This window comes from Nonomuraea sp. NPDC004702, from assembly GCF_053601695.1.
In genome coordinates this window covers 104,986-117,959 of record NZ_JBSGCE010000016.1, presented here as the reverse complement: position 1 = coordinate 117,959, position 12,974 = coordinate 104,986, and the positions used below count along the sequence as shown (strand labels likewise).

The following is a 12,974-nucleotide window of genomic DNA, read 5'->3' as shown; positions in this document are numbered from 1 at the left end:
GCAAGAATGGGCGACATGGCAGCAACGGATCTCCCGATGCCCACCGTCGGACCTGTCTCCAGGCTCGCGCCCAAACCCATGCGGTTCGTGCTCAACTGGGGGCGGCGCTATTCGCTGTGGGTGTTCAACTTCGGGCTGGCCTGCTGCGCCATCGAGTTCATCGCGACCTCCATGAGCAGGCACGACTTCATCCGGTTCGGGGTCATCCCGTTCGCCAACGGCCCCCGTCAGGCCGACCTGATGATCGTCTCCGGCACGGTCACCGACAAGATGGCCCCCGCCGTGAAACGCCTCTACGAGCAGATGCCCGACCCCAAGTACGTGATCTCGTTCGGCGCCTGCTCCAACACCGGCGGCCCCTACTGGGACTCCTACTGCGTCACCAACGGCGTCGACCAGATCATCCCCGTCGACGTCTACGTGCCCGGCTGCCCTCCCCGTCCCGAGGCGCTGCTCTACGGGATCATGAAGCTCCAGGAGAAGATCGCGGGGGAGAAGCTGAGCGACCGCTACGTCTGGTCCCGCTCCCACGGCTCCGAGGACCGGGCGTGAACGCCGCCGTCGCCGCCCGTTTCGGCGAGCGCGCCGAGATCAGCGAGTCCTACGGCGAGACCACGGTCGACGTCGCCCCCGCCGACTGGATCGAGCTGCTGACCTTCGCGCGCGACGACCTCGGCCACGCCTTCTTCGACTGGCTGACCGGCGTGGACGAGCCGCCCGACGCCTTCGTCGTCGTCGCCCACGTCTACAACCTGGACACCCGCGAGCGGCTGCTGCTGCGCACCCGGGTGCCGCGTGCCGATCCGCGCCTGCCGTCCGCCGTCGGCGTCTACCGGGGGGCGAACTGGTACGAGCGCGAGACGTACGAGATGTTCGGGGTGATCTTCGAGGATCACCCGTACCTGGTGCCGCTGCTCCTGCCCGACGGCTTCGAGGGCCATCCGCTGCGCAAGGACTTCGTGCTGGCCGCCCGCGTGGCCAAGCCGTGGCCGGGCGCCAAGGAGCCGGGCGAGTCAGGGCACGGCGCCCCGAGCCGCCGCAAGACGCTTCCGCCCGGAGTACCGGCCGATTGGGGTCCGCCTGATGCTTGAAGTGGTGCTGAGCTTCGTCGTCATCCTCGTCGTGTTCCTGGTGCTGCCGCTGATCGTCGGCCAGACCGAGCACAAGGTCATGGCCCACATGCAGTCGAGGCTCGGCCCCATGTACGCCGGCGGCTTCCACGGCTGGGCGCAGCTCATCGCCGACGGCGTGAAGTTCATGCAGAAGGAGGACGTCATCCCGGCCGCGGCCGACCGCCGCGTCTTCATGATCGCGCCCGGCGTGGCGCTGGTCCCGTACCTGGTCGTCCTGATCGTCATTCCGCTCGACCGCGGCCTGGTCGCCGTCGACCTCGATCTCGGGCTGTTCTTCGTGCTCGCCGTCATGGGCGTCGGGGTGCTCGGCGCGATCATGGCGGGGTGGGCGTCGGCCAACAAGTATTCGGTGCTCGGCGGCATGCGGGCGGCCGCCCAGCTCATGTCGTACGAGCTGCCGCTGGTGCTGGCGGCCTCGTCCGTGGCGATGGCGGCGGGCACGCTGTCGATGCCCGGCATCGTCGAGGCGTGGCAGTGGTGGTGGCTGCCCTGGCAGGCGATCGGCGGCGTGGTGTTCTTCGTGGCGGGGCTGGCCGAGCTGCGGCGTCCGCCGTTCGACATGCCGATCGCCGAGTCCGAGATCATCATGGGCCCGATGACCGAGTACACCGGCATGCGGTTCGCCCTGTTCATGCTCTCCGAGTACGCCGGGATCGTCGTCCTGTCCCTTCTGACCACCGTGCTCTTTCTGGGCGGCTGGCACGGGCCGTTCCTGCCGGGCTGGATCTGGACCCTGATCAAGGTCTTCGCGCTGGCGTTCGTGGTGATCTGGCTGCGCGTCACCTATCCGCGGCTGCGTGAGGACCAGCTCCAGAAGCTCGCCTGGGCCGGACTGGTGCCGCTGGCGCTCGTGCAGCTCGCGCTCACCGGAGTGGTGAAGGTCCTCATCTGAGTTTCGCGCCGGCGGAAACTTTATGCCGCCCTTATCCGTCGTGCCCGGCACAGGGGGCCCGGATGGAGGGGACGATTCGTGAACGCGCAAATCCTGCCCGTCGCGGGTGCGATGAAAGGCGCCCGCTGCCCGAAAGTCAGTCTCAGCTCCGACGGCCGCACCTTGACCGTCACCGACGAAGCCAGGGGCCGTTCCACGACCCTGTCGCCCGCGTCGCTCTACCGTTACGACTATTCGACAGACGGTTCCGGGAAGAGGTCGCGATTCCTGAAAGGGGTCGCCGCCCTCGACCCCGACGGGCTCGTCCTGCTGGACCTGCCTGGCGACTGGCACCCGCCCCACCTGCGGGACTTCGCCGCCAAGGCCGGCATCCCGCTCCGGGACGGCCGGGACGACAGCTCCGAGCGGGCGCGCCGGATCCTCGCCGCCCGCGCCCCCGGCTGGGAACGCATCCGCGGATTCCCGGCGCCGCGGACGGCCCGATGGAACCTGGCTCTGGGGGTGTGCGCGGGAATCGCCGGGCTGGCGTTGATGGTGTATCTGGGGGTCACCGGAATGTGGGTCGCCTGGCGCGGCTTCTCGGCCTTCGGACGTTTCCTGATGGAACTGATCGAGGCCAAATGGCTGATGGTGGCCTTCAGTCCCGCGTTGCTCGTCGTACGGCCTGTGCTGGGCGGGGTGCATCGGTGGCAGGAGAGGCGTGGCCTTGTCGTGGGGCCGCCTGGAGGGCCGTACCTGCGGATGAAGTCGTCCCGGACGTTGTCGGTGTACCGCCGTTCGGGGGTCATCACCGAACTTCCGGTTGAACCGGGCAGCAGTCTCCTCCGGTACCGTCACGACGACCTGTGCGGCGTCTTCCTCCTCGACCCCGCGGGGAATCCCCTGCTCCACCTGCCCGGCCGCTGGCCCCCGGCCTCTCTCCACCGCTTCACCGAACGCCACGGGCTGGGGCTGGCGATGCACCGGGTCTCCCGCGAGGAATACCTGACCCTCACCACCCACTCCCGCCAAGCCTTCCCCTGACCCTCACCACCCACTCCCGCCAAGCCTTCCCCTGACCCTCACCACCCACTTCCGCCAAGCCTTCCCCTGACCCCCTCCTCATCGGGCCGCCCTCCACGAACCCCTCGACCGGATCGTGAGGGGCGCCCTACTCCATCTCCCGTCCTGTCCCTTTGGGCAGGGGTGACCCGCTTTCGTCGTACGGCGCTTGATGGTGGGGCGACTCGCGGCACTGGTGGATGGTCAGGCGGCGGTGGTCATCGGTCCATTGTCCTCAGGGGCGGCCACTGGCCTTCGGTGGTCGGTGGCGATCATCGTTCACAGCCGTTCGGCGGCGGTCACCGGCCTGCAGTGGTTCGATCCGATCATCGATTCGCGGTCGTTCGGTGGTCTTACCAGTAGGCAGTCGTTCGGCCGTGGCACCCGTGGGTGATCGGTAAGCGGGGGTCCTCCGCCTGCGGTCGGTTGGTTCGGTGGTCGTGGCATGTGCCGGGGGCGGTGGTCAGTGGACGATTGCGACCATCACGTCCGAAGCCGACGGGCGTTCCTGGGGGCGCTTGTTCAGGCATGCCCCCACCACGCCGCGCAAGGCGGGCGGCAACGGCGACAGGTCCGGGTGGACCGTGAGCACCCGGTTGAAGACGGCCGGCACGGTGTCCTCGCCGAACGCCGGACGCCCCGTGGCCGCGAACATCATCGTCACCGCCCAGCTGAACACGTCGGACGCTGGCCCCACAGGCTCCCCGGTCAGCTGCTCAGGCGACATGTACGGCGGCGTCCCCACCATCTTCCCGGACGTCATGGTCATCCGGTCGAGCGCCCGGGCGATCCCGAAGTCGATCACCCGCGGCCCGTCGTGCCCGATCAGGACGTTGCTCGGTTTGAAGTCACGATGCACCACCCCGGCCTTGTGGATGGCCGCCAGCGCTCCGGCTGTGGATAACGCGAGCCGCGTCAGGCCGTCCTCGTCGCGGGGCCCGTGGCGCCGTACGAGTTGCTCCAGCGACGGCCCCTCCACGTATTCCGAGACGATGTACGCGTGCTGCCCGTTGATGTTCACATCGAGCACCCGGGCTGTGGAGAAGGTGGCGACCCGCCGGGCCGCGTCCACCTCCCGCGCGAACCGGGTGCGGGCCGTCTCGTCGACCAGGTCGTGCAGCACCTTGACCGCCACCCGCGCCCCGTTGGGAGCCATGGCCAGGTAGACGGCGCCCTGCCCGCCGCGCCCGAGCTGGTGCAGCACCCGGTAGTGCCCGATCCACTCCGGCTGCCCGCGATGCTGCTGATGGGTGGGGGCCGTGGTCCGTTGATGCAGGTCGGCGGGCCGATGCTGCGGCGTGGGCGTCTGGGCGGGCGCGTGCATGGGCGCCTGCGTGCGCACGGGGGCCTGCGCGTGCACCGGTGGCCGGTGCCGCGCCCGCGCCATCGCCGGCACCAGGACGGCCGAATGGGCGATCCCGCCGATCCAGGCGATCACGAACCCGAACGAGATCAGAGTGGACATCGGCTCGGGGATGTTGTCGAAGTCGTCGTACAGCATGATGGCGATGACGAACGAGCCGATCAGGACCAGGTAGACGCAGGCACCGATGGCCTGCCAGGTGCTCCGCAGCCAGAATGCCGCGAACCCGATCGTGAACGGGGTCGCCAGCCCGCACGAGATCAGGGCCAGGCTGGCCCACCCGATGGCGGCCGCCCACGCCCCGCTGCTGGGACGGACCGGATGGCTGTACGGCATGGCCGAGAGACTATCGCCATGCAGTCGTTCATATCGGACAGTCACCCAGCCTGTGGATAACTTCCACCGAACCTGTGGATGGCTGTGGAAAAACTGGGGACAACGGTCTTGGCTCATTCACCTCCGCCGTCAAGTACGTCATGATGTTGAACCATGGCGCGGATACCGGGAGTCGGACTGGCGAAAGGGCTGTCCATCACTCTTCGCCACATGCTGCGCAAATCCGTCACCCAGCAGTATCCCGAGGTCAAGCCGGCTCTTCCGCCGCGCAGTCGAGGCGTTATCGCCCTCGTCGAGGAAAATTGCACCTCTTGCATGCTCTGTGCCCGAGAGTGTCCCGACTGGTGCATCTACATCGACTCCCACAAGGAGACGATCCCGGCACCGGAGGGCGGGCGTCCCCGTCAGCGCAACGTGCTCGACCGGTTCGCCATCGACTTCGCGCTGTGCATGTACTGCGGCATCTGCATCGAGGTCTGCCCCTTCGACGCGCTCTTCTGGTCTCCGGAGTTCGAGTACGCCGAGGGTGACATCCGGAACCTTCTTCATGAGAAGGACAAGCTGGCGTCCTGGACCCAGACCGTCCCGCCGCCGCCCGCCCACGATCCCGGCGCCGAACCGCCCAAGGAGCTCACGGCGGCCCCTCGCCGTCCCGCGGCCCGTACCGGAACCGCCCGCCCCGGAGCAGCTCCTGAAGCGCCCGGCCCTGCCGGAGCCGCCCGCCGCGCCCCGCGAGAGCGGGAGGGCGCCACGGGCGAAGCAGCGCCAACGACCCCCCGGGGAACGGGCACAGCGCGACCGGGTGCCGGCCCGCAGGGCGAGCGTGCCCGCAGGGGAGCGACGGGGGTCCCGGGCGAGGGCGTGACCGAGCCGGGCGCCGCCGAGCCGGGCGCCGCCGAGCCGGGAGCCGTGCCCCCGGGGAGCGGAGAGCCGGGCGCGGCTGCCTCCGGCGCGAACGCGGGCCCCGGCTCCGAGGCCGGCGCCACATCCCCGCCCGGCCCCGACTCCGCCGTAGGCGCAACCCCTGACACCGGCTCCGCCGTAAGCGCAACCCCCGGCACCGGCTCCGCCGTAAGCGCAACCCCCGGCGCCGAAGCAGCGCGCCGTCCCGAAGGCGGGGAAGCCGTCCCTGGCCCCGAGGGGGCCGCAGCAGGTGACGCCGGACAGGCCGGCGCAACTCCGTCTGCCGGGCGCGCCGACGCGGGCCCGTCGGCCGGAGGCGTCGAAGCGCGCGCCGGCGCCGACCGGGAAGAGCGAGCAGGTGAGAAGGCCGGCCCCGCGGAAGCTCCTGAAGCCGCGCCCGGCGAAGGCCCTGCCGCGCCTCCGTCTCCTGCGGGCCGCCGCGAGCGTACGCGCAGGCCCATGTCCAACGTACGAGGCATCCGTCCTCCAGGCGCTCTCCCGCCAAGCCCGCAAGCGGCCGAACCGTCCGCCGATGCACAGAACAAAGAGCCGGAAGACACTCGCCCGTCCGACACAACGACCCCGAAACCGTCAACAGCGGCAAGCCCGTCAGACGTGACGGAAGGCGACGTTCCCCCCACGGAGGAAGGCGACGTTTCCCCCACGGCGGAGGGCGACGTTTCCCCCACGGCGGAGGGCGAAGCGCCGCGTGCCCATGACGGCGACGCGGCAGCTCCGGCGGGCGAGGAGCCGAACCGCCCGCCCGACCAGGACGCCCCGGCCTCGGACGAGCACCCGCCGCGAACGCCTTCATCCACAGGCGAGCCGCCCTCGAACGGGTTTTCCACAGGCGCGGGTGAACCGTCTCCGGAACCCGGCCCGGACGAGCAGACTTCTTCCGCGAGCCCCCGCAGGCGCCGGATGGCGGACCCGAGGTCCATCCGACCGCCGGGGCGGCTCGGCCCTGACGACACAGAGGAGTCCGAGGAGGAGTCGTGACCGAGGCGGTGCCCTCCTACCTGTCACCCACCGGGCAAGAGATCGTCTTCTTGCTGCTGGGAGCGGTAGCGGTTGGATCGGCGCTGCTCGTCGTCACGACCCGGCAACTCGTCCACGCCGCTCTGTGGCTCGTGGTCTCCTTCGGCGCGCTCGCGGGCGGCTACCTGGTGCTGACCGCCGAGTTCGTGGCCTGGGTCCAGGTGCTCATCTACGTGGGCGCGGTGGTGGTCCTGATGCTGTTCGGCATCATGCTCACCCGTGCCCCGATCGGCCGTTCCGCCGACCTCGACAGCGGCAACCGGCCGGTGGCCGCCCTGGTGGCGGTGGCGACCGCCGCGGTCCTGGTCACGGTCGTGATCGACGGTTTCCGCACGGCGTACACCCCGCTCACACCGGGCCAGGGGGCGGCGAAGGAGCTGGGCGCCAGCGTCTTCGCCACCTGGGTGCTGCCGTTCGAGGCGCTGTCCGTGCTGCTGCTCGCCGCATTGATCGGAGCCATCGTGCTGTCCCGTACGGACATTCCCGGCTCGCCGCCCGATCAGACCGGGGGTCACTAGTGCACATCGTCTACCCGGCGGTCGTCTCCGCGCTGCTGTTCTCCGTGGGCGTCTACGGCGTGCTCGCCAGGCGCAACACGATCCTCGTGCTGATGTCGGTCGAGCTGATGCTCAACGCCGTCAACCTCAACCTGGTGGCGTTCGACGTGTGGCTGCGCGACCGGCTGCACAGCGGTCAGGTGCTCACCCTCTTCGTCATCGTCATCGCCGCCGCCGAGGTCGGCCTCGGCCTGGCGATCGTCCTGGCCCTCTACCGCAACCGCCGGACCGTCGACCTCGACCACCTCCGCGACCTGTCCGAGCCCGCCGACGAACGCCCTGACCTGGTCCCGACCGCCACTCCCTCCGGCCAGGCCGCCGGCACCCCCCCGCCCTCTCTCAACGACCACCATCCGGCCTCGCCGACCGATGCAGGCCGGCCCCACCTGGACGACCGCAGCGCCCGGCGAGGGGGCGAGCTGTGACGACGTTCCCGCTGCTGGCCGTGTTGCTGCCCGCTCTCGCCGCCGCCACCGGCCTGCTGCTCTCCCGCTGGCCGCATGCCCGCCCCGCTGCCCAGGAACAGCCACCAGGCGGAGCGCGGCTCGCCGCGGCCGAGAAGACCGCCGGCGAACGCGCCAACACCCGAGCCGCCTGGATCGCCGTCATCCCGACGGCGGCGTCGGCCGTCCTGGCTCTCTGGCTGGCCTGGGGGCCGGGCTTCACGTTCCTCGAAGGCGGCACCCCCTCGGCGCCCGTGGGCCGCGCGTACGGCTCGATCATCACCGGCGGCGTCCCGATCTCGCTGACCCTGCTGGCCGACGACCTGTCGGCCGTCCTCGGCGTCCTGGTGACGCTGGTGGCGCTGGCCGTGCAGGTCTACTCGGTCGGCTATCTCAAAGACGATCCCCGCTACCCCTCCTACAGCGCGTTCATCAGCCTGTTCACCAGTGCCATGCTCCTGGTGGTCTACGCGGGCGACCTCCTGGTCCTCTACGTGGGCTGGGAGATCATGGGCCTGTGCTCCTACCTCCTCATCGGCCACTGGTGGGAAGACCGGGGCAATTCGCGCGCGGCGGTCAAGGCGTTCCTCGTCACCCGGCTCGGCGACGTCGGCTTCCTGTTCGGCATCTTCGTCCTCGGCACGGCGGCGGGCAGCTTCCGGGTCGCCGACGTGCTGGCGAAGGTGCCCGACATGTCCGCGGCCACCCTGACGACGGCCACCATGCTGCTGCTGTGCGGCGTCGCCGGCAAGAGCGCCCAGGTGCCGCTGCACACCTGGCTCCCGGACGCCATGGCCGGCCCGACCCCGATCAGCGCGCTGATCCACGCCGCCACCATGGTCGCCGCCGGCATCTTCATCGTGGCCAGGCTCTTTCCCGCCTTCCTCGCCGCCCGCCCCACGCTCGACGTCCTGGCCGTCATCGCCGCGATCGGCATGCTGGGCGCCGCACTGGCCGCGTTCGCCCAGGACGACCTGAAACGGGTGCTCGCCTACTCCACGGTCAGCCAGCTCGCCTACATGGCCGGCGGCCTGGCCGCGGGCTCCGACCGGGCGGCGATCTTCCACCTGGTGACCCACGGGGCGTTCAAGGCGCTGCTGTTCCTGTGCGCGGGAGTGGTGATCCACCACGTCGGCTCCAACCTGATGACCCAGATGGGCGGGTTGCGCCGCGAGCTGCCGGTCACGTTCGTGACGATGACGGTGGGGTTCGCCGCTCTGATGGGCCTCCCACCGGCCAGCGGCTTCTTCAGCAAGGACGGCGTCCTGGCGGCCATGGACGGCGCGCTGGCCGGCGGCGGCCTGACGGACGCCGCCGCCCTGCTCCTGTACGGCTGCGCCCTCGCGACCGTCGCCGTCACCGGCGCGTACGCCACCAGAGCCTGGCTCCGCACGTTCTTCGGGCCGCCGCGCGTGGTGGCGCTCCCCGAGCCCGAGCCCGGCACGGCCCACGTCGTCGACGTCACCGAGGCCCCCAAGACCATGCTCGTGCCCGTCGTGCTCCTCGCGGTCCCCGCTCTGCTGCTGGGCTTCGCGGGGCAGCCGCACGTCGAGCTGGAGGTGGCAGCGATCAGCGTCGTGCTCGCGCTGCTCGGCGCGGGCGTCGTCTACGCCGTCTGGCGCGGCGATCCCGTCACCGACCCGGCCCGCCTGCTGGGCCCTCTACGGGTGCCCTGCGAGCGAGCCTTCTACGTCGACGACGTCTACGCGGCGCTGTTCGTCCGCCCGATCACGGCCCTGGCCCGGCTGGTCGTCAGAACGGACGACGTGGTCGTCGACGGCGCCGTCCGAGGGTCGGGCCGCACCGCTCGCGGCCTGTCCGGATGGCTGCGCCTGGCCCAGAACGGCAACGTGCAGCTCTATGTCAGCGGCGTTCTCGCCGGCGTGATCCTGATCGCGGTGGGGGCGGTGATGCTCACATGACGGGCTGGCTGTCGGTCGCACTGCTCGCCGTGCCCCTGCTCGGCGCGCTCGTGCTCCTCCTCGCCCCCGGCGCGCTCCGTCCGGTCCTGCGCACGTACGGCTTGATCCTCTCGGGGGTCACGCTGGCGCTGGCCCTGGTCATGGCGGCCACGTTCGACCACGGGCGGCCGACGAGCCTGCAGTTCGCGGTCGACCAGCCGTGGATCCCCGGCCTGGGGCTCCGCTTCCATCTGGGCGTCGACGGCATCTCCCTGCCGCTGATCGTGCTCACCGCGCTGCTGACGTTCCTCTGCTTCGGCTACCTGTCCTGGGGCCGGCCCCGCACGCCGAGCCGGTTCCTGGGGAACAGGCCGAGGGCGCTGGTGTTCACGCTGCTGGTGCTCGAAGTCGGCATGATCGGCACGTTCCTCGCCCTCGACCTGCTGCTCTTCTTCGTCTTCTTCGAGATCGTGCTGATCCCGATGTACTTCCTGATCGGCATCTGGGGCGGCGCCGGGCGCCGGGCGGCGTCGGTCAAGTTCATCCTGTACACGCTGCTCGGCTCGGTCGTGATGCTCCTCGGCCTGCTGCTCGTCTGGGCGCGGACCGGCACGCTCGACATGGCCGAGCTGGCCGCCGCCCACGGCGCAGGAATGTCCAGGTCCGTGCAGATCCTGGCGTTCGTGGCGATCGGTGTGGGCCTGGCGGTCAAGACGCCGATGTGGCCCCTGCACACCTGGCTGCCCGACGCCCACACCGAGGCCCCGACCGTCGGCTCGGTGCTGCTGGCCGGAGTGCTGCTGAAGATGGGCACGTACGGTTTCGCCAGGATCGCCATCCCCGTCCTCCCCGAGGGGGCAGCCGCCGTGGCGCCGTGGCTGGGGGCGTTCGCCGTGGTCGGCATCGTCTACGGCGCCCTGGCCTGCCTGGCACAGCGTGACCTCAAACGCATGATCGCCTACTCCTCCGTGGGCCACATGGGCTTCGTCCTGCTCGGCTTCGCCACCCTGACCCCGGTCGGCGTCAACGGTGCCCTGTTCGCGAACGTCGCCCATGGCCTGATCACCGGCCTGCTGTTCTTCCTCGCCGGTGGGATCAAGGACCGCTGTCACACGGCCGACATGCCGAGCCTGGGCGGCGGCCTGCTGGCCACGATGCCGCGACTGGGATCGGTGCTCACGTTCGCCGCGATCGCCTCGCTCGGGCTGCCCGGCCTGGCCGGGTTCTGGGGGGAGATGCTGGCGCTGCTGGGGTCGTTCCAGCCGGCGAGCGGCCTGCCACGTGCGCTCTTCCGCACGTACATGGTGATCGGCGGCCTGGGAGCGGTCCTGACGGCCGCGTACTTCGTGCTCATGCTGTCCCGCGTCACCCATGGCCGTCCGTCGGGAGCCGCGGGGCAGCGGGAGACCCCGCCGGAGGGGGAGACTCCGGACGAACGTCCCGTTGTGCCTCTCGGCTCGGCGGAGTCGCTCCCGGGGCAGCCGGCGACCGCGACCCTCGAAGCCGGCCACGCCACGCAGCGCATCGACGACCTCCGGTCCTACGAAGCGGCGGCGTGGGCCCCGCTGGTGGTCCTGATCGTGCTCTTCGGGCTCTGGCCCGGTCTCCTGCTCTCACTCACCACGCCGGTGGCGCAGACCCTGCTGGGAGCCCTGCCATGACTCAGCAGATCGACTACTTCGTCATCGCGCCGCCGCTGGCGTTGGCGGTGGTGGCCGGGCTCGTGCTGCTGCTCGACGTGTTCCTGCCTGCCTCGACGCGTACCCGCACCGCGCTCGGGCTGGTGACCCTGGCGGGGGTCGTCGTGGCCCTCGGGTTCGTGATCGCGCAGGCCGCAGGCGGCACGTCCCGGGCGACGTTCTGCGTGCCGCCGGACCTCGCGACCGGGGGAGCGGGCACGCTCTGCTCGTTCGTCGCCGACCGGTTCACGACGGTCTTCGCCGGGCTGGTGCTCGTCGCGGCCCTGGTGGTCGTGCTGATGTCGATGACGGAGCTGGCCGGGGGCGGCATCCCGGCCGGTGAGTGGTACTTCCTGCTGCTGTGCACCCTCGTCGGCGCGGTGACCCTGCCCGCCTCCCGCGACCTGATCATGCTCGTGGTGGCGCTCGAACTGGTCTCGCTGCCGGTGTTCGCCCTCACCGCGCTCAAACGCTACGACGGCCGCGCCTCCGAAGCCGCGGTCAAGCTCTTCGTCGTGTCGGTCGTGTCCACGGCCGTCATGCTGTTCGGCGTCTCCCTCCTGTACGGCGTCTCCGGAGCGGTCCACCTGTCCCGTGTGGCGGCCGTCCTGGGCGGCCGGATCCCGGCGCCGGGGGCGGCGGGCACGCACTCCACAGCCCTGGAGACGGCCCACGGGCTGCCCGCGGTCGTCACGGTGGGCGTCGTCCTCGTGGCGGCCGGGTTCGCGTTCAAGATCGCCGCCGTGCCGTTCCACTCCTGGGCGGCGGACGTCTACCAGGGCGCGCCCGTCCCGGTGGCGGCCCTGCTCTCGGTCATCTCCAAGGCGGCCGGGTTCGCGGGGCTCATCCTGGTCCTGGTCACCGGGCTGGCCGGCCAGTCGTCCACCTGGGGGCCGGTGATCGCGGTCATCTCGGCGCTGACCATGACCGTGGGCAACCTGCTCGCCATGCGTCAGCGGTCGGCCGTCCGCATGCTGGCCTGGTCCTCGGTCGCCCAGTCCGGCTACATCCTGGCCCCGCTGGCGATCGCCGCCACGGCGGTCCCGTCCCAGGCCTCGTCTCAGGCCGCGATCGGCACATCCGTCGCGTACCTGGTCATCTACGCGGCCATGAACCTCGGGGCCTTCGCCGTCGTCATGCTCGTCTCCAGGGCCGCCCCGCGCAACGAGCTCGACGACTACCGCGGCCTGGTCCTCCGCAGCCCGGCGGCCGGCATCGCGCTGGCCTTCTGCCTGGTCTGCCTGGCAGGGCTGCCGCCGGGGCTGGCCGGCCTCTTCGCCAAGGTCTTCGTGTTCCGGACGATCGTCGAGGGCGGCCTCGGCTGGCTCGCGCTGGTCATGGCCGTCAACACCGTGATCGGCCTCTACTACTACGCCGCCTGGGCGGCCCGCCTCTTCGCCCCTGCCGGGGAGACGCGCCTGCGTGGCTCGTCCCCGTCGGCGTGGCTCGCCGTCGGCCTGGCCCTGGCCGTCGCGATCCTCTTCTCGGTCGCTCCGCAGCTCGTGCTGGACATGACGTCCTTATCGGCCACGAGCTGACCGTAGGCAGGTCATGACACCGGCTGTCCTCGTGCGGGCAGCCGGGCCGCACCGCGCCCTGTCCCCCGGCGGACACGGGGGTAAGTCGCGCTCCGCCCGCAGCTGAGCACGCCGGGGAACGATAGACCGGGTCGTCGTCGTTGGACGAGG

At 70.9% G+C, this 12,974-nt stretch carries 10 protein-coding genes and 1 pseudogene; 10 read left to right on the top strand and 1 reads right to left on the bottom strand.

What is annotated here, in order from left to right; genetic code table 11:
- Positions 1 to 15: 15 nt before the first annotated feature.
- The 4 genes from ACWEJ6_RS21670 (at position 16) to ACWEJ6_RS21655 (ending at position 3,048) form a co-directional block, all read left to right on the top strand.
- A complete protein-coding gene (locus ACWEJ6_RS21670) occupies positions 16 to 552 on the top strand; it encodes an NADH-quinone oxidoreductase subunit B (RefSeq protein ID WP_452425711.1) in 537 nt (178 codons plus the stop codon).
- Positions 549 to 1,091, top strand: a complete 543-nt coding sequence (locus tag ACWEJ6_RS21665) for an NADH-quinone oxidoreductase subunit C (RefSeq protein WP_452425709.1) — start codon at positions 549 to 551, stop codon at positions 1,089 to 1,091. Before ACWEJ6_RS21670 ends, ACWEJ6_RS21665 begins: the two co-directional genes overlap by 4 nt.
- Positions 1,084 to 2,025: an NADH-quinone oxidoreductase subunit NuoH gene (gene nuoH / locus ACWEJ6_RS21660; RefSeq protein ID WP_358290014.1), complete on the top strand. Its 942-nt coding sequence runs from the start codon at positions 1,084 to 1,086 to the stop codon at positions 2,023 to 2,025. Before ACWEJ6_RS21665 ends, nuoH begins: the two co-directional genes overlap by 8 nt.
- A 78-nt stretch (positions 2,026 to 2,103) precedes the next feature.
- Entirely contained in the window at positions 2,104 to 3,048 is a 945-nt protein-coding gene (locus ACWEJ6_RS21655) for a hypothetical protein (RefSeq protein WP_452425707.1), read from the top strand.
- Positions 3,049 to 3,529: 481 nt separating this feature from the next.
- Here the strand turns inward: ACWEJ6_RS21655 and ACWEJ6_RS21650 are convergent, their stop codons facing one another.
- The gene (locus ACWEJ6_RS21650; RefSeq protein ID WP_452425705.1) at positions 3,530 to 4,765 is read right to left on the bottom strand and encodes a serine/threonine-protein kinase; all 1,236 of its coding nucleotides are present in this window, start codon (positions 4,763 to 4,765) and stop codon (positions 3,530 to 3,532) included.
- A 153-nt stretch (positions 4,766 to 4,918) separates the two neighbouring features.
- Here ACWEJ6_RS21650 and ACWEJ6_RS21645 point away from each other — a divergent pair, with 153 nt between their 5' ends.
- The 6 genes and pseudogenes from ACWEJ6_RS21645 to ACWEJ6_RS21620 all read left to right on the top strand — a co-directional run bounded on the left by ACWEJ6_RS21645 (position 4,919) and on the right by ACWEJ6_RS21620 (position 12,824).
- Positions 4,919 to 6,667, top strand: coding sequence for a 4Fe-4S binding protein (locus ACWEJ6_RS21645; RefSeq protein WP_452425703.1), 1,749 nt, complete (start codon positions 4,919 to 4,921; stop codon positions 6,665 to 6,667).
- On the top strand, positions 6,664 to 7,224 hold the full coding sequence (locus ACWEJ6_RS21640) for an NADH-quinone oxidoreductase subunit J family protein (protein WP_352322488.1): 561 nt from the start codon (positions 6,664 to 6,666) through the stop codon (positions 7,222 to 7,224). Before ACWEJ6_RS21645 ends, ACWEJ6_RS21640 begins: the two co-directional genes overlap by 4 nt.
- A pseudogene (nuoK, locus tag ACWEJ6_RS21635) lies at positions 7,224 to 7,526 on the top strand (NADH-quinone oxidoreductase subunit NuoK); the annotation flags it as partial. The gene ACWEJ6_RS21640 and the pseudogene nuoK, both read left to right, overlap by 1 nt.
- Positions 7,527 to 7,684: 158 nt before the next feature.
- The gene (locus ACWEJ6_RS21630) at positions 7,685 to 9,628 is read left to right on the top strand and encodes an NADH-quinone oxidoreductase subunit 5 family protein (protein WP_452425701.1); all 1,944 of its coding nucleotides are present in this window, start codon (positions 7,685 to 7,687) and stop codon (positions 9,626 to 9,628) included.
- Positions 9,625 to 11,268 carry a complex I subunit 4 family protein gene (locus tag ACWEJ6_RS21625; protein WP_452425699.1) on the top strand — a complete coding sequence of 548 codons (1,644 nt, stop codon included), beginning with the start codon at positions 9,625 to 9,627 and terminating at the stop codon, positions 11,266 to 11,268. The genes ACWEJ6_RS21630 and ACWEJ6_RS21625 overlap by 4 nt, the downstream gene beginning before the upstream one ends.
- On the top strand, positions 11,265 to 12,824 hold the full coding sequence (locus ACWEJ6_RS21620) for an NADH-quinone oxidoreductase subunit N (RefSeq protein WP_452425697.1): 1,560 nt from the start codon (positions 11,265 to 11,267) through the stop codon (positions 12,822 to 12,824). The genes ACWEJ6_RS21625 and ACWEJ6_RS21620 overlap by 4 nt, the downstream gene beginning before the upstream one ends.
- Positions 12,825 to 12,974: the final 150 nt, after the last annotated feature.

What these genes read in the sequence shown, in the direction of transcription:
- ACWEJ6_RS21670 (WP_452425711.1), top strand. Translation starts at nt 16, where the DNA reads ATGGCAGCAACGGATCTCCCGATGCCCACCGTCGGACCTGTCTCCAGG.
- nuoH (WP_358290014.1), top strand. Translation starts at nt 1,084, where the DNA reads ATGCTTGAAGTGGTGCTGAGCTTCGTCGTCATCCTCGTCGTGTTCCTG.
- ACWEJ6_RS21650 (WP_452425705.1), bottom strand. Translation starts at nt 4,765, where the DNA reads ATGCCGTACAGCCATCCGGTCCGTCCCAGCAGCGGGGCGTGGGCGGCC.
- ACWEJ6_RS21645 (WP_452425703.1), top strand. Translation starts at nt 4,919, where the DNA reads ATGGCGCGGATACCGGGAGTCGGACTGGCGAAAGGGCTGTCCATCACT.
- ACWEJ6_RS21625 (WP_452425699.1), top strand. Translation starts at nt 9,625, where the DNA reads ATGACGGGCTGGCTGTCGGTCGCACTGCTCGCCGTGCCCCTGCTCGGC.
- ACWEJ6_RS21620 (WP_452425697.1), top strand. Translation starts at nt 11,265, where the DNA reads ATGACTCAGCAGATCGACTACTTCGTCATCGCGCCGCCGCTGGCGTTG.